This window comes from Bacteroides sp. 1001136B_160425_E2 (genome assembly GCF_015559655.1).
GTDB classification, from domain to species: Bacteria; Bacteroidota; Bacteroidia; order Bacteroidales; family Bacteroidaceae; genus Bacteroides; species Bacteroides luhongzhouii.
In genome coordinates, this window is record NZ_JADMQH010000002.1 from 369,617 (window position 1) to 386,700 (window position 17,084).

Here is a 17,084-nt window from a genome sequence, read left to right on the forward strand (position 1 = left end):
AATAAGTAATTGTCCTAAAACTACTGTAACTCTAAAGTAACAATGGATTTAGCAGGAAGTTTTACCTTCATTGTACCTTTATTGATTTTTACCTCTTTGAAAGGCGCCGGTTTTACAATATCAGGTTTTTCAAAAGAATTGTAATCGGTCAGTTTGGCAGAGGTCAGAATCTCTCCGACAGCTTTCTTTGCTTTCGTATCACCCAGATTGATGGTGATTTCCTGTGCTTCGTCAGTATCTACATTGGAAAGAGAAAGGTGAATCACTCCATCTTTGTTTTTGGAAGCTGTGGCGCTCACCATTGGTACCGTGCGGTTATCACGTACACTTATCTTTTCGCAGGTCAGGTCGATAGGAAGATACGTGGCATCCTGGTGTACTTTATACATTTTGAAGACATAATAAGTAGGAGTCAACACCATTTCTTTGTCTTTTGTCAGGATCATCGATTGAAGTACATTGACAATCTGTGCGATATTTGCCATCTTCAGACGGTCGGTATATTTGTGGAATACATCAAGACTTAAAGAAGCCACGAAAGCATCACGCAATGTGTTCTGCTGATACAGATGTCCTTTGATGGTTCCCGGTTCCTCATCCCACCAGGTTCCCCATTCGTCCAGTAAGAGAGCGATTTTCTTGTCCTTGTCATATTTGTCCATGATGGCACAATGTTTTTTTAGTACATCTTCCACTTCCAGACATTTGCCCATCGTCCAGTAATAATCATCCTTGTTGAATTGAGTGGCTGATCCTTTGCTGCCACTCCATCCGGTTACGGTATAATAGTGCAGAGAAAGACCGTCCATCCGATGTCCTACACGATTCATCAATACATCTGTCCATTTGTAATCATAGTCGCTTGCGCCACTGGCAATCTTGAACAAACGGTTGCCGTCATAATTACGGCAATAAGTAGAATAACGGCGATATAAGTCTGCGTAATATTCCGGACGCATGCTGCCGCCGCATCCCCAGCTTTCATTTCCTACACCGAGATATTTCAGTTTCCATGCTTTGTCTCGACCATTCTTACGGCGAAGGTTGGCCATAGGGGAGTCTCCGTCAGAAGTTATATATTCTACCCATTTGGCAAGCTCTTCCACTGTGCCGCTACCTACATTTCCGCTCACGTATGGTTCGCAACCCAGCATCTCGCAAAGATTCAAAAACTCGTGTGTTCCGAAACTGTTATCTTCAATGGTTCCGCCCCAGTTGTTATTCACCATCTTCGGACGGTTCTCTTTCGGACCAATGCCGTCCATCCAGTGGTATTCATCGGCAAAGCATCCGCCCGGCCAGCGAAGAACGGGAACGGACAAGTCTTTTAGTGCATTGAATACATCTGTGCGATATCCCTTGATGTTGGGAATATCCGAGTTTTCGCCTACCCAAAGACCACCGTAGATACATGAACCCAGATGTTCGGCAAACTGGCCGTAAATTTCCTTCGGTATGATTTCTTTGCCTTGATCGGCATGTACGGTTATGGTAGCACTCTTTTGTGCAGAAAGAGATACGGATGCTGCCAGAAAAGCCGTGCTGACTAATAGTTTTGCTTTCATAAATGGTATTTGTTTAATGATTATATAGATGTTTGATTTTGATGATGATTACTTTGAGGGGCATTTATTTTAGTAAACGCACTTCATAAATGGCAGAGGTCCATTCCGTTCCGTCAGGGATAAAACGTATCGGACAACTACCTGTATTCAGTTTTTGAGGCAGAACATAAGAAAGGGTTATGAAATCGTCTTTATCCGCTTCACTGATAGTAGGATGAACAGCCAACTTTTCGTCATTCAGAAGAATAGCCACTTTGTTACGGTCATCTTTCCGTACTGTAATCTGGAGGCGGCTTGCTTCCTCTTTCACTTTCAGCTGATAGCCGAACCAACCTTTGGCACGTCGGAAATGCCGGTCTTTATTCGTTCCTGTTTCTGCCCGCTCATACTGGATGTCATGGTCAGACTCCGGCTGCTGTTCGCCGGGGAAGATAAGGTCAATGGTTTGATTAGCCAATTCTGTTGCTTTTCGTTCAGCCGTTGCCATCTCTTCCTGAATCGCTTTAAATTGCTCTTCACTTGCCTGCCGGAAATAAACGGCATAACGGGAATTATGCAGGCGGAAGAACGGAACGAGTTCCAATGCTTTGCCTTGTGCAGGATAAACCTCTCCGTTATAGCTGAAAGTAATCCGGCTATTCTGTTCTTTCTGAAGAGACTTGCAGATTGAATCGGGATTTCCTATCAGCATCGGAACTTCTTGCAAAGGAATTTGTTTGCCATGAGCGATATGTCCGCCACGGCTGTCGTCGGCATATAGACCGTCAAGATGTTCTGTGCTCGTGGAAGCTGCAAGGACGATCGGGCCATATAAGAAAGCATAATAATCTTTCTTGTCGGGAATTTGTTCCACGCTGACTTTCATCGGCAAGTTGAAAGTAATGACATCTCCTTTTCTCCATTTGCGGGAGAGAGGAAGATACTGGTTACCTTTTGCCATAACGAATATTTTTCTTTTTCCATTGATGCTGACGCTATATCCTTTGGATTGGTTCGCCCATTCCGGAATACGTATCATTAAAGTACGTTTTTTCTTAGGCGCTTCATCTATTCGTAAAGTTACCTTGCCGTCATCGGGGAAACGGGTTTCCTGTGTCAAAGTAATGCCTTGCTCTTTCCAGGTCAGTTGTGAAGGGATGAAGAGATTGACATAAAGTGTGTCTTTCTGATGCGCATAGATAAATTCACCGTATTTGGTATGATTCTCCAGGCCTGAACCTACACAGCACCACATTGATGTTTCCGGTTGTGAGTACACACGATAGTGTCCCGGACGCATAGGAGTGAAGTAGACAAATCCACCTTTATCCGGCTCTTGTGACGCTAGGATATGATTGTAAAGCGCACGTTCGTAATAGTTTACGTAGTTGGGGTCAGGTTCGTTCGTATGATGGGGATTGTGAGAATTCTGATAAAGCATTTTAGTAAGACGGAGCATGTTGTAAGTATTACAGGTCTCCGGTCCTTGAACGTCGTTTAGCATGGACGTGAAGTTATCCGACGGATGAAAATGTTCGCGGACGCTATTTCCTCCGATGCAGACAGAACGGTGATTGACTACCGTGTTCCAGAAAAAACGGGCGGCATGATCCCATTCTGCAGCATGATTCCAATTCTTGTCATCTTGTGAGAGTTCGGCAATTCGCTTGTAGCCGATCACTTTCGGAATCTGTGTGTTGGCGTGCATCCCCGTCAACTTATCTTCCTCTTTGATAAGCGGGTCTAAGATAAGCTTGTGAGAGAAACGGCGTGCCAGTTCCAGATATTTTTTGTCGCCTGTGATTTCGGCCACATCAGCGAAAGTCTCGTTTAATCCGCCATGTTCGCTGCGAAGCATATCCTGCATTTGTCCGTCGCTCAAACCGGAAGTGATGTCAATCATCCAGTCTGTAAAAGCAATAAGCATTTGGCGTGCAAGGTCGCTTCCTGCATAGAGATATGCATCCCGCAATCCGGCGTAAGTCTTATGTATATTGTATAGAGGCACCCATTTGCCGTTAAGGTCGAAACCTCCGGCACGGATCTTTCCTACTTTTATATCTTTCCAAAGTTGGAGGCTTCCCGGAGTTCCACCGATGAATCCTGTGCCGACAGTTTGTTGTGCCCGTTTCAACTCATTCAGCATGTAGTGGAGGCGATTATAGACTGCGGTATCTCCGGTGGCGGCATACATCATGGAAAGCGCGGATAAATAATGTCCGCCGATATGTCCGTCCAATCCGGTATTTTCCCAATTGGTGTAGCTGGGGGCTTTAGGCTGTAACCCGGCTTCGCGGAGAAAAGGAGCGAGCAGACGGTCGGGGTCTAATGCAAGTATGTAATGTAAATCAGTCTGTTGGGCTTGCAGAAACGGACTATCCAATAGTTTCACATTCTGTAAGGGGAAGTAAGATACCTGTGGAGTGTTTTGAGCTTTGACCAGTGAGCTGGACAGGACAAGTGCAAGTATGAACGAGGTGGTTTTCATAATAATAGTCTCCCCATCTCCCTCTCCAAAAGAGGAGAGGGGTGGAGATCATTAATGTTAATACTTAGTTAGGATTGATTATTGATAAACAGCGATTTATCGGCAATTTTTGATGAACAACAATGGATTGCCGATTGTCAATTATTTAAATTTGACTGCTGCTTCTTCGATAGGCAATCCTGCCTTATAGTTTTCGATGTATGTATTGAAACCGGCTACATCTTCGGGGGTAGGTGATACCTCGATACCCGCGTCACCGACAAATACGCTTTCATCCAGAAAATCGGCAAGAGATTGTTTCTTTTCATTGTTCACGAGGTAAGAACCTAACAGGGCAATACCCCAGGCACCACCTTCACCGGCTGTTTCCATCACAGAAATAGGTGAGTTGATAGCTGCAGCAAGTATTCTTTGACCTACTCCTTTTGTTCTGAATAATCCTCCATGACCTGTGATTCTGTCCACTTTGATTTTTTCTTCGTTGAACAGGATGTCATTGCCAATCTTGAGCACTCCTACTGAAGCATACAAGTGAGACCTCATAAAGTTTGCCAGGTTGAACTTGTCATTTGCCGAACGTACAAACAACGGTCTTCCGTCAGCAAATCCTGTTACAGGCTCGCCTGAAATATAATTGTATGAAAGCAAACCTCCGCAGTCGGTATCACCGGTGAGCGCAATATTGTAGAGTTTGCTATAGATTTCATCCATATCTACAGGTATGCCCAGAAGTTCCTGATATTCTTTGAACAGGTTAACCCATGCGTTGAGATCAGAAGTACAGTTGTTGCAATGCACCATCGCTACCAAACTTCCGTCAGGAGTGGTCACCATGTCAATCATTTCGTATGGCTTCGACAAATCTTTCTCCAATACAATCATAGAGAATGAAGAAGTACCTGCCGATACATTTCCGGTGCGTTGTTTGACTGCGTTGGTTGCAACCATTCCGGTACCTGCGTCTCCTTCCGGTGGACAAACTGGTATTCCTGCCTTCAAATGACCCGATGCGTCGAGCTTTTTACTTCCTTCCGGAGTGAGGACACCGGCATTTTCACCTGCCGACAATACTTTAGGCAGAATATCCTCCAGTTTCCAGCTGTATTCTTTCGGAGCAATCAGTTTATCGAATTTAGCCACCATTTCAGCCGAGTAGTTGTTGGTTGTCGGATCGATAGGGAGCATACCCGATGCGTCGCCGATACCCAATACCTTTTTGCCGGTTATCTGCCAATGTACATAACCTGCCAGAGTAGTCAGGAAACCAATGTCATTCACATGCGCTTCATTGTCCAGGATAGCCTGGTACAAATGGGAAATGCTCCATCGCAGAGGAATGTTGTAGACAAACAGTTCTGATAAAGCAGCAGCTGCCCGACCTGTATTCGTATTTCTCCAAGTGCGGAAAGGCACGAGAATTTCTTCTTTTTTGTTGAACGGCATATAACCATGCATCATGGCGCTGACACCGATAGCAGCCAGCGTTTCAATCTCTATGCCGTATAAGTTCTTTACGTTCGTGCGAAGGTCAGCGTAGCAGTCTTGCAGTCCCGACCAGATAGCTTCAATGCTATAAGTCCAGAGTCCGTCAACTAACTGGTTTTCCCAAGTGTGGCTGCCTTGAGCAATGGGCTTGTTTTCCTGGTCAATCAACACAGCTTTTATCCGTGTTGACCCCAGTTCTATACCAAGAATGGCTTTGCCAGCTTCGATGGTTGATTTTGCGTCTAATTTCATGTTGAAATCAATCTTTAAGGTTTAGCAAAGCGCTTTATTCAACATGTAATAAACTTCGTTCATACGCAGTTCTTTCTTGAAGCAGCTGATCGTAGTATCCTTGTTGATATGTACCATTTCGATACCTGCGATTTCAGCATAATCTTCCCAATATTCTGCTGTCAGGTCGTAAGAGAAGCAAGAGTGGTGAGTTCCACCAGCCAGAATCCATGCACCTGCACCCACTTCGAGGTTAGGCATCGGAATCCAGAGAGCAGAGGCAACCGGCAACTTGGGCAGCGGTTTCGGTTCGATGCATTCCACATCGTTCACAATCAGACGGAAGCGGTTACCCATATCTACTATTGTAGCAGTGCATCCTGCGCCTGTTTTTGAAGTAAATACCAATCTTGCTGTTTGGCTCTTGCGGATACCTATACCAAGGAAGTGTACTTCCAGGCGAGGTTTGTTGGCAGCGATAAGCGGACAGATTTCCAACATGTGTGATTGCAGGATAGAGCTGTTGGCGCCGTCGAAGTTCAGTGTATAGTCTTCCAGGAATGAACAACCTTTGGGGAGTCCCTGATTCATTACCCATACCGTACGGTAAAGAGCAGCCGATTTCCAGTCACCTTCAGCACCGAATCCATAACCTTCCGCCATCAGACGTTGTGAAGCAAGCCCCGGGATCTGATCGAAACCATTGTATTCGATGTCGCCCAAATCGTCGAAGTTGGTCGTAAATCCTTTAGCGCCTTTAGCTTTCAGGATAGCACGCATGGCAAGTTCAGCTTTAGCGGCATTCCATACTTTTTGATAAGCTTCGGTCGATTTGTCTTCCAAAGAAGCATCGTGGTCGTATTCTTTGAAGTAAGTAGCTACCAGTGCATCTACATCTTCATTCTTGATTTCTTTGTGGTATTCCATCAATTCGCTTACCGGGCAATAATCTACGTGGTAGCCCATACGTTGTTCTGCTTCTACCTTATCACCGTCGGTTACAGCTACGTTGTTCATCTGGTCACCGAAACGGATAATCAGCATATCCTGTGAATCTGCCCAACCGGCACAAACACGCATCCAGACAGCGATCTTGTGCAAAGTGTCTTCCTCTTTCCAGTAACCTACCACTACTTTACGACGGATACGCATACGAGTACAGATGTGTCCGAATTCGCGGTCACCGTGAGCTGACTGGTTCAGGTTCATGAAGTCCATGTCCATTGTATCCCAAGGAATTTCCTTGTTGAACTGTGTGTGCAGGTGCAACAACGGCTTCTTCAACTGTTGCAAGCCATGAATCCACATCTTAGCAGGAGAGAAAGTATGCATCCAAGTGATTACGCCGACACATTTTTCATCGTTATTGGCTGCTTTGAAAACAGTTTCCACTTCTTTAGAAGAGTTGGCAGTACCCTTATATACCACCTTAACAGGGAGTTTACCGGATTCATTCAGTCCGTTTACCATTTCATTAGAGTGTGCGTCTACTGCGATTACTGCGTCACCTCCGTACAGAAGCTGAGCTCCTGTTACGAACCATACTTCATATTGATCAAATACGTTATTCATAATGTTATTGCTTTAATTTTTAATATCTATTTTTTTAGTTGTTACTGTCCATAATAAGCATTCGGACCATGCTTGCGACTGAAATGTTTTTCTACCAGCAATGGGTTCATTGTTAAATTCGGGTTTACCGCATAAGCGATACTTGCCATTTTGGCTACCTGTTCCATTACCACAGCGTTGTGTACAGCATCGTGCGCGTCTTTCCCCCAAGAGAAAGGACCGTGATTCTTCACCAACACTCCCGGTGTGTGTACAGGATTCAATCCTTCAAAACGTTTCACTATCACATTACCGGTTTCCAGTTCGTAAGCGCCTTTCACTTCGGCTTCCGTCATATCTGCCGTGCAGGGAATGGCATCATGGAAATAATCCGCGTGAGTCGTTCCGATGTTCGGAATGTCGCATCCCGCCTGTGCCCAGGCAGTCGCATAAGTAGAGTGAGTGTGTACCACTCCGCCAATCTCCGGAAATGCTTTGTAAAGCACTACGTGAGTAGGAGTATCCGAGGATGGCTTCAGCCGTCCTTCAACGACCTTGCCATCCAGATCCACTACTACCATATCTTCTGCTTTCATGTCATCATAACTTACGCCACTGGGTTTGATTACTACCAGTCCGCTTTCACGGTCGATAGCAGAAACATTACCCCAGGTAAAGATGACTAATCCATGCTTTACCAATTCGAGATTGGCATGAAATACTTTTTCTTTTAGTTCTTCCAGCATAATGATTAGATTTTAAATTTCGGGTCTTTGCGGTAAGCCTTGCCGTTGAACTTATACAAGGCAGCCCCCCGTTTGGAACCCAGTTTATCAATTTTATCAGTCTTTTCTATATAATCCATTTCAGCCACTCTTTTACGGAAGTTCCGTTTATCCATCGGTTCGTCGTAAATCGCTTCATATAGACTTTGCAGTTGAGACAACGTAAAGAGTTTCGGAAGCAGATTGAATCCGATAGGTTCTACGGATGCTTTCTGTTTCATCAGTTCCCGTGCTTTTTCTACCATTTCAGGGTGGTCGAAGATAAGCGGGGGAAGTTCGTTCATATTCACCCAGTAAGCATTGTGCTTCTGAACCAGTTTCCGGTCATACTCATTGATGTTAATCAATGCATAGTAAGCCACAGAGATAACCCGTTCGCCCGGATCGCGGTCGATAGCTCCAAAAGCTCCTACCTGTTCCATATAAACGTTTTCCAGTCCGGTAAGCTCATGCAATACACGTTTGGCGGCATCGTCCACACTTTCATTGTTTTGCACAAATCCTCCCATCAGTGACCATTCACCCATTGCCGGCTCGAAGTTTCTCTTCAATAATAATAGGCTGATTTCCCCTTCGTAGAAACCAAAGATGATGCAGTCGATACCGACATAGAAGGTGGGATTCGAGCTGTAATAAGCCTCTCCCCGGTCCTTTCCAAAGGAAAGGGAGTTCGAGCTTATCATTGACTCTTGTGAATTATCTTTATCCATTAGATTGTATTTTTTTGTAATAAACAGCCTTCGTAAGCAAGCCTTCAGGCTCCCTCTCCTTAGGAGAGAGGGTGAAGTTCCTTTTTACCAGAAATACCAGTAGAAAGCAGCTGTAATAGCCAGGATAATTACAGTATGAATAATATCCCAGTGATTCCAGCTTGTACGTGTAGCAGCTTTTTGCTCTTTGGTAGCTGTTCCGAATACTAGTCCCTGAATCTTTTCTGCAGTAGGTGCTTTTGTTGCCAGACTGACTACAATTACTACAATAATACAGAACAGGAACATCCATCCGCAGAAGAACAACCAGTTCATGTCATAGAACAGATATTTAAAGGTAGAATCCGCTACTTCACCTGCATTGCTATAATACACCTTAGCCCCCAGACGAGTTAAACCAATGACCATACCGGAGATTAATCCCCACATACCACCTTGTGCGGAAGTACGTTTCCAACAAATACCCAGTAAAAAGGCTGCCGCGATACCAGGCGCCAATACAGACTGAACATCCTGCAAGTAAGTGTAAAGTACATCACCTACACTTCGCATGATAGGAATCCATAAAATACCTAAAATAACGATTACAACTGTGGCAACCTGACCGATCCCCACCAGTTTCTTCTCCGGGGTTTCCGGTCTGAAACGTTTGTAAAAGTCAATAGTAAACAACATCGCTGACGAGTTAAACAGGGATGCGAGAGAACTCATTAAAGCAGCAAGAATGCCACATACTACCAGACCTTTCACACCGGCAGGAAGTAATTTGGCTACTAATGTCGGGAAAGCGGCATCGGCATTTGCTGTTCCGTTAGCCAGCAACGGCAAGAAACCTTCGCCACCAGTACCGATATATTTCTGGTGTAATGCAAATGCGATCATACCAGGAATCAAGAAAAGGAATACGGGTAACAGTTTCAGATAAGCACCGAAAATAGTACCACGACGAGCTTCCATTTCATTTTTACCTGAAAGTACACGTTGAACGATGAATTGGTCGGTACACCAGTACCAGAAACCGATAATAGCCGAACCGATCAAAGCACCCAGCCAAGGGAAGTTTGCGTCATCATTGCTACGGATCAGGTTAGTCATTGTATCACCGTAATCATTTACGGTAACAGCCCCACAGACTCTCATCATTTCGTCCCATCCGCCTAATTCTTTGAAGCCGAGTACCAGAATTATTAATGATCCTAGCAGTAGGATAGGGGTTTGAAGAACAGAAGTGTAAAGAACTGATTTCATACCACCGAAGATAGTATAAAGTGCCGTTAACACTACCAGACCGATGGCTGCAATCCAGAAGAAATCAATTCCCCAAAGTTCTTTGATACCGAATACCTGTTGGAATACGAGGCCACCGGCATATACGGTTACGGCTACTTTGGTCAAGACATAACTAACCAAAGAGATGACCGACAGGATTGTACGTGATTGAGGATTATAGCGGCGTTCCAGAAATTCCGGCATTGTATATACCATGCTTCGTGTGTAGAAGGGTACAAATACCCATCCCAGAATCAAGATCATCCATCCCTGAATTTCCCAGTGTGCCATAGCCATACCACTGGATGCGCCGGCTCCTGCCAGTCCGATCAAGTGTTCCGAACCGATGTTTGATGCAAAAATAGAGGCACCGATCGCGAGCCATGTTGCGTCGCGTCCGCCTAAGAAATAGTCTGCCGAGTCATTTTGTTTTTGTCTGACTACCCAAACAATAATACCGATCAGAGCCAGGAAAAAGACTCCGATTACCAGCCAATCTAATGTTTCCACAATAAAAATGATTTATAAGTTAATATTATTTCTCTACAGAGAATTTGAAAATACATTCGCTATTATAAGTTTGTCCCGGTTCCAGTACAACAGAAGGCCAGTCTGCCTTGTTAGGGCTGTCAGGATAGTGTTGTGTTTCCAGGCAGACAGAAGCACGTTGGTTGTAAACGATGCCTTTCTTTCCGGTTACGGTTCCATCGAGGAAGTTTCCTGTGTAAACCTGTACCCCCGGTTCATTGGTATATACTTCCAGAGTGATACCACTTTCAGGTGAGGTGAGTTTTGCGGCAACTTGAGAAAGATCTCCCTTTGTGTTGAGTACCCAGTTGTGGTCATATCCTTTTCCGTTCTTCAGCTGAACGAAATCGTAGTTGTCGATCTCTTTGCCTACAGCTTTTGGAGTCGTAAAGTCCATCGGAGTGTCTTTTACCGGAGCGATTTCGCCTGTCGTCATAAAGGTACTGTCTACCGGAGTATAATAGTCTGCGTTCACATACAATATATTGTCGGTTGAAGCTTTTGACGGATCACCAGCCAGGTTGAAGTAAGAGTGGTTGGTCATATTGATGATCGTCTTTTTATCGGTAGTTGCGCTATATTTGATATCGATAGCGTTGTCTTCAGTCAGTTTGTAAGTCACTTTAGCTGTTACATTACCGGGGAAATTTTCGTCTCCGTCCGGTGAGACAAGTGTCAGTTCCAGCGTTGTCGGATCAATCAGATTAGCTTCATAAACTTTGTATTGCCAACCTTTCGGACCTCCGTGCAGGCAGTGGCCGAAATTGTTTTGCGGCAGTTGGATCGTGTCACCGTCCAATGCGAAACGTCCCTGGTTGATACGGTTCGCATAGCGTCCGATAGAAGCACCAAAGTCGCTGGGTACATTAATATAGTCAGCAATGCTGTCAAAACCTAAAACTACATCCTGCATCTTACCGTTCTTGTCGGGTACCATGACAGACACGATACGTCCTCCGAAGTTAGTGACGCATACTTCCATGCCTGCCTTGTTCTTTAAGGTGTAAAGAGCAGTTTTGGCATTGTTCACTTCTGTTTGAAATTTTACCGGATCAAGACCGGACAAAGTCAGCTCGGAAACCGGCTTGTTATTGCATGCAACCAGCATCAGCGCGGCAAATCCTGCAAGTAGAAAATGTTTTTTCATGGTTTTATTTTTAATGAAAATGAGATATTTATCTTATTTTGGGTGTAAAAGTAACACTTTTGTTTGGTGTATCAAATACACTCTTATATGTTGTGCAGCATAAATGGTGTGTTTTATTATTTTCCATATAATAGAGTGGGTTAATAAGTGCTTTTTGATCTGGTTTCGTATTCTAAATATCAGATGCGGATGGAAAATTGTGCAAATGAATTCGGGTACGGGGAAATAAGTAGAATTAATTAGATATTATCAGATCAATAGATTTTAGTTAATTGTAAAAAGAAAGGACGGCTCCCATCACGGAAGCCGCCCTTCTTACTTATTTAATAACGAATAAATTCTTATTCCAGTCTACGAGAACCGTCACCGATTACTACGTCATACACTTTCGGGCTTCTGCCGAATTTAGCTTTGAAAGCAGCTTTTGTTTTTTCAACGAAGTTATCATACAACTCATCCTTAACAAGGTTGATAGTACAACCACCGAAGCCACCACCCATTACGCGTGAACCGGTTACACCGTATTCCTTAGCGCAGTCATTCAGGAAGTCGAGTTCTTCGCAGCTTACTTCGTACAGCTTGCTCATGCCATGGTGAGTTTCGTACATCTTTTGGCCAACAGTTTCGTAATCATCCTTTTCCAATGCCTCGCAAACATCGAGTACACGTTGGATTTCTTCGATTACATATTCTGCACGCATATAGTCTTCAGCGCTGATATCAGCTTTCGCTTCTTCCAGCATAGCCATTGTACAGTCACGCAAGAATTCTACGTGCGGATGTTTTTTCTGGATAGCGGCAACAGCAGCTTCACAGCTTTGTCGACGCTTGTTGTAAGCCGAAGAAGCCAATTCATGTTTAACCACTGAATCCATCAGAACCAGACGATAGCCTTCCGGATGGAATGGGAAATACTGATATTCCAGTGAACGGCAATCCAAACGGATCAAGCTGCCGGCTTTACCGAATACGGAAGCAAACTGGTCCATGATACCACAGTTAACACCGCAGTAGTTATGTTCTGTTGCCTGGCCCACTTTAGCCAATTCGAATTTATCTATTTTGTTTTCACCGAACAGTTCATTCAATGCGAAAGCATAAGTACTTTCCAAAGCTGCAGAAGAAGACATACCTGCACCCAGAGGCACATCACCTGCAAAAGCAGTATTGAATCCCTTCACGTTAACACCGCGTTTAATCATTTCACGGCATACACCGAAAATATATCTTGCCCAGCTGGCACGTGGAGCGTCCTCTTCGTTCAGACCAAATTCTACATAGTCTTTCAAGTCGATAGAGTAAGCTCTCACCTTGTCAGTACCGTTCGGTTTGATTTCAGCAATCATGCCTTTGTCTACGGCTCCCGGAAATACGAATCCACCATTGTAGTCAGTGTGTTCACCGATCAGATTGATACGGCCCGGAGAAGCATATAAAAATCCAGTAGTTCCGTCAAAGTGTTTAATGAAGCGACTTCTTACGTATTCTGTATCCATGATATTTATATTTTAAAGGTGAATAAATTGAATTCTATTCTATTAAATTATTCCACAGGAATATCCTTGTTCACATTTTTGCAACCTACCAGGCCGTAGAACAGCAGGTAAGCAAGTGCGGCAATGATAACCCAGTAGCTAGGCATGAAACCAGCGATGTCAGCCACCCAACCTTGAATAACAGGTAGGATACCTCCACCACAAACCAATACCATAAACAGACCGGAAGCAGCAGCCAAATATTTTCCTAATCCCTCTACTGCAAGGTTGAAGATACCACCCCACATGATAGAAGTACAAAGACCTACTAATACCAAATACATAGCGTTGATAGGTACTTCTGCAAAACCGAATGACAAACCTCCGGTAGCACTCTGTTGAAGTACAGGCAGGTTAACCAATGTTCCTGTAGAAGAGAAGATAGCGAGGAATACTAAAATCAAACCCAGCGCAGATGTAAACGTAAGCATCGCTTTACTGGAGATTTTAGCACCGAGTGATGCGCCGGCCAGACGACCGATCAACATTAAGAACCAATAAGTTCCTGCCACGAAACCTGAAATCGTAGAAGCGATACCTGCTCCTCCTTTTTCTATTGGGTCTGTCAGGAATAGATTCAACGTACCCGGTACACCTACTTCAATACCTACATATACAAAGATTGCAATAGCTCCCAAGATGAAATGACGGAACTTTAAAGCACCCTTCATCAATTTACCGATAGGTTCTGTTGCAGCATTGGCATTGGGTTCGGGGATTTGTACAAACAAAAGAACGAAGAATGCGAAAGCGAACACAGCCATAGCAGTGTACATCACAGGGAATATTTGAGAAATAGTCGCTTTTTCGATAGATCCGGCGATCAGGATACCTACAAACATCGGAGTAATGGTAGCCATTACAGAGTTGAAAGATCCACCTACCTGGATAAGTTGGTTACCTTTGTTACCTTCGCCACCCAGTTTGTTCAACATCGGGTTTACAACAGTGTTAAGCAAACACATAGAGAAACCAGCTACGAACGCACCAATCAAATAAACGGCAAATGCCATTTCCGGGCTTGAATGACCGGATAAGAATTGGATACCTACGCCAATGAAACCGATAGCTACTGCGATAAGTGCTGTTTTCTTATAGCCTACGCGTTGTAACAGGATACCGCTCGGAATACCCATTACTGCATAAGCAATAAAGTTTCCGAAGTTTCCCAGCATACCTAATGCGTTTGATACGTCGAACTGGTTTTTCAACACGATACCCATAGGAGCAGCGAGGTTGGTAACAAATGAAATCATACCGAAAAGGAAAATCATCGTAATGATTGCAATGATTTTACCGTTCTTTTTTTCTTGTGTCATGGTTCAAAAAAAATGTTAGTTTATAAAATTAGGTTAGTTATTTTTGAGATTATTATTCTTCCACAGTAAACTTGTAGACAGTGATCTGTTGATATTCATCACCCGGCAGCAAAGTAGCCGATGGGAAATGCGGTTTGTTCGGAGTATCCGGGAAACACTGCGCTTCAAAGCAGATAGCGCTTCTTGCTGGGAATGTAGCTCCGTGTGCGCCTTCAAATCCGTTCAGCCAGTTGCCCGTATAGAGTTGCACGCCGGCTTCGGTAGTATACACTTCCATGATACGACCGCTTTTCGGGTCTTTGCAAGTAGCAGCCAGGTCGAGTGAGCCGTTTTCTATCTTGTTCAGTACATAGCAATGGTCGTAGCCGGCACCGAAAATCAGTTGTTGGAATTTGTCATTGATACGTTCGCCTACGGTATGCGGAGTGCGGAAATCCATCGGAGTCCCCTCTACTTTGGCAATTTCGCCCGTTGGGATAGAAACTTCATCGATAGGCGTATAGAAATCAGCGTTGATAGTAACGATGTGGTCGTTGACGGTAGGAGTAGGAGTGGAGATACCGGCGAGATTGAAGAAACCGTGGTTAGTCAGATTAACGACTGTGGCTTTGTCGGTTGTTGCGCGGTATTCGATAGTCAGTGCATTTACTTCGTTTTCCAGGCGGTAGGTCATTTCTACTTCCAGGTTGCCGGGGAATCCTTCTTCTCCATCAGCAGAAATATAGTTGAATTGCACTGTGCTCTCGTCAAGTTGTATAGCGTCCCATACACGAGCGTGGAAACCGGTAGGTCCTCCATGCAGGGAGTTAGGCCCGTTGTTGATAGTGAGTTCATGTTCTTCGCCGAACAGAGTGAATTTTCCTTTGGCGATGCGGTTGCCGTAGCGTCCGATAGTAGTGCTTAGGAAAGGTTCCGGGCTGTTGATGACGTGGTCGATGCTGTCGTGTCCGAGGATTACATTGGCATACTTACCGTTTTTGTCCGGTACCATAATAGAAAGAATGGCGCATCCGTAATTTGTTACAGCTACTTCCATTCCCTTTGCGTTTTTGAGGATAAATAAATCGGTTTTCTTATCATTTATATCCTTTTGGAAATCTTTCCGGCTGAGCCCTGATAGATTCCCTTCTGTTGGGAATGTGTTATTCATGTCTGGTATTATTAAAATTTCCTGCAAATAAAGGGAAATTCTTTCTTTCTCACAAATTATTCCGACTAAATATAGTAGATGCTTTAGGAAAGTTTAGCTTTATTACTTCATCTTCTTCGGATATAAAAGCAAAAGATTATTTCTTAAATGAATTTTCATCCTCCTTTTCTTAAAAACTGAACTATTTTTTGTATGTTTGTTCCCGGATTGTAACAATCCGAGCGAATTTAATCTAAGTTTATAACAAGAAAAACAAAAATGTATCCATTAAAATTCGAACCTATTCTGAAGCAGACGCTTTGGGGGGGCGACAAAATTATTCCGTTCAAGCATTTGAACTCAGACTTGAAAGGAGTAGGAGAAAGCTGGGAGATTTCCGGCGTTGAGGACAATGAATCCGTAGTGGCTAATGGTCCGGATAAAGGTTTAACTTTGGCCGATATGGTAAGAAAGTATCGTGAGGAACTGGTTGGTGAAGCGAATTATGCCCGTTTCGGCAACAAATTTCCGCTGCTCATTAAGTTCATCGACGCCAAACAGGATTTGTCAATCCAGGTACACCCAACAGATGAATTGGCGAAGAAACGCCATAATTCGATGGGAAAAACCGAGATGTGGTATGTGGTAGATGCCGACAAAGGAGCTAAGTTGCGTTCAGGATTCTCTGAACAGATTACCCCGAAAGAATATAAAGAACGCGTGTTGAACAATACGATTACCGACGTATTGCAGGAATATGAGATCCATCCGGGTGATGTGTTCTTCCTTCCTGCCGGACGTGTACACAGCATCGGGGCAGGCTCTTTCATCGCCGAGATTCAGCAAACCTCTGATATAACTTATCGTATCTACGATTTCAACCGTAAAGATGCGAATGGTAAAACCCGCGAACTTCACACCGATTTAGCCCGTGAAGCCATCAACTACGAAGTGTTGGATGACTATCGCACTAAATACGAACCGCTGAAGGACGAACCGGTAGAACTGGTTGCCTGCACCTACTTCACGACTTCTCTGTATGACATGACTGAAGAAATCAGTTGCGACTATTCAGAACTCGATTCATTCGTGATCTTTATCTGTATGGAAGGATCCTGCAAGATGAGAGACAATGAAGGTAATGAACTGACTGTTAGTGCAGGAGAATCTATCTTGTTGCCTGCTACCACGCAAGATGTCACTATTACTCCCGAAGGAGGAAATGTGAAATTGCTGGAAACATACGTATAGTGGTATCCCGCATATCGTTTAAGTCATCCGGCTTTGATCCATTGTAAGGATGGGCAAAGCCGGATGTTTTTTATAGAATGATTCGTTCTTTTGCCGTTTGCCAAATGGCATA

At 44.1% G+C, this 17,084-nt stretch carries 12 protein-coding genes; 1 reads left to right on the plus strand and 11 read right to left on the minus strand.

Translation table 11 applies throughout. The features are described 5' to 3' along the window. Positions 1-20: 20 nt before the first annotated feature. The 11 genes from I2I04_RS03310 to I2I04_RS03360 all read right to left on the minus strand — a co-directional run bounded on the left by I2I04_RS03310 (position 21) and on the right by I2I04_RS03360 (position 15,742). Positions 21-1,565 carry an alpha-N-arabinofuranosidase gene (locus tag I2I04_RS03310; RefSeq protein ID WP_143257388.1) on the minus strand — a complete coding sequence of 515 codons (1,545 nt, stop codon included), beginning with the start codon at positions 1,563-1,565 and terminating at the stop codon, positions 21-23. A gap of 64 nt (positions 1,566-1,629) precedes the next feature. Next, positions 1,630-4,032 (minus strand): glycoside hydrolase family 127 protein, encoded by a 2,403-nt coding sequence (locus tag I2I04_RS03315; RefSeq protein WP_195654284.1) that lies wholly within the window; start codon positions 4,030-4,032, stop codon positions 1,630-1,632. A 141-nt stretch (positions 4,033-4,173) separates the two neighbouring features. After that, the gene (locus I2I04_RS03320; RefSeq protein WP_195654285.1) at positions 4,174-5,769 is read right to left on the minus strand and encodes a xylulokinase; all 1,596 of its coding nucleotides are present in this window, start codon (positions 5,767-5,769) and stop codon (positions 4,174-4,176) included. A gap of 21 nt (positions 5,770-5,790) precedes the next feature. Next, complete coding sequence (gene araA, locus I2I04_RS03325; RefSeq protein WP_143257391.1) at positions 5,791-7,320, minus strand: L-arabinose isomerase; 1,530 nt, start codon at positions 7,318-7,320, stop codon at positions 5,791-5,793. Between the two features lie 41 nt (positions 7,321-7,361). Further along, the gene (locus tag I2I04_RS03330) at positions 7,362-8,045 is read right to left on the minus strand and encodes an L-ribulose-5-phosphate 4-epimerase (RefSeq protein WP_004309172.1); all 684 of its coding nucleotides are present in this window, start codon (positions 8,043-8,045) and stop codon (positions 7,362-7,364) included. A gap of 5 nt (positions 8,046-8,050) precedes the next feature. Continuing rightward, complete coding sequence (locus tag I2I04_RS03335) at positions 8,051-8,767, minus strand: NUDIX hydrolase (protein WP_195654315.1); 717 nt, start codon at positions 8,765-8,767, stop codon at positions 8,051-8,053. A 111-nt stretch (positions 8,768-8,878) separates the two neighbouring features. Next, positions 8,879-10,573 carry a sodium:solute symporter gene (locus tag I2I04_RS03340; RefSeq protein WP_143257392.1) on the minus strand — a complete coding sequence of 565 codons (1,695 nt, stop codon included), beginning with the start codon at positions 10,571-10,573 and terminating at the stop codon, positions 8,879-8,881. A 25-nt stretch (positions 10,574-10,598) separates the two neighbouring features. Then, positions 10,599-11,738, minus strand: a complete 1,140-nt coding sequence (locus I2I04_RS03345) for an aldose epimerase family protein (protein ID WP_143257393.1) — start codon at positions 11,736-11,738, stop codon at positions 10,599-10,601. Positions 11,739-12,079: 341 nt separating this feature from the next. Beyond that, complete coding sequence (gene galK / locus I2I04_RS03350) at positions 12,080-13,234, minus strand: galactokinase (protein WP_143257394.1); 1,155 nt, start codon at positions 13,232-13,234, stop codon at positions 12,080-12,082. A gap of 47 nt (positions 13,235-13,281) precedes the next feature. Further along, positions 13,282-14,592, minus strand: coding sequence for an MFS transporter (locus I2I04_RS03355; RefSeq protein ID WP_143257395.1), 1,311 nt, complete (start codon positions 14,590-14,592; stop codon positions 13,282-13,284). Between the two features lie 52 nt (positions 14,593-14,644). Beyond that, the gene (locus tag I2I04_RS03360) at positions 14,645-15,742 is read right to left on the minus strand and encodes an aldose epimerase family protein (RefSeq protein ID WP_143257396.1); all 1,098 of its coding nucleotides are present in this window, start codon (positions 15,740-15,742) and stop codon (positions 14,645-14,647) included. A gap of 258 nt (positions 15,743-16,000) precedes the next feature. Here I2I04_RS03360 and I2I04_RS03365 point away from each other — a divergent pair, with 258 nt between their 5' ends. Continuing rightward, positions 16,001-16,972 (plus strand): type I phosphomannose isomerase catalytic subunit, encoded by a 972-nt coding sequence (locus tag I2I04_RS03365; RefSeq protein ID WP_143257397.1) that lies wholly within the window; start codon positions 16,001-16,003, stop codon positions 16,970-16,972. Positions 16,973-17,084: the final 112 nt, after the last annotated feature.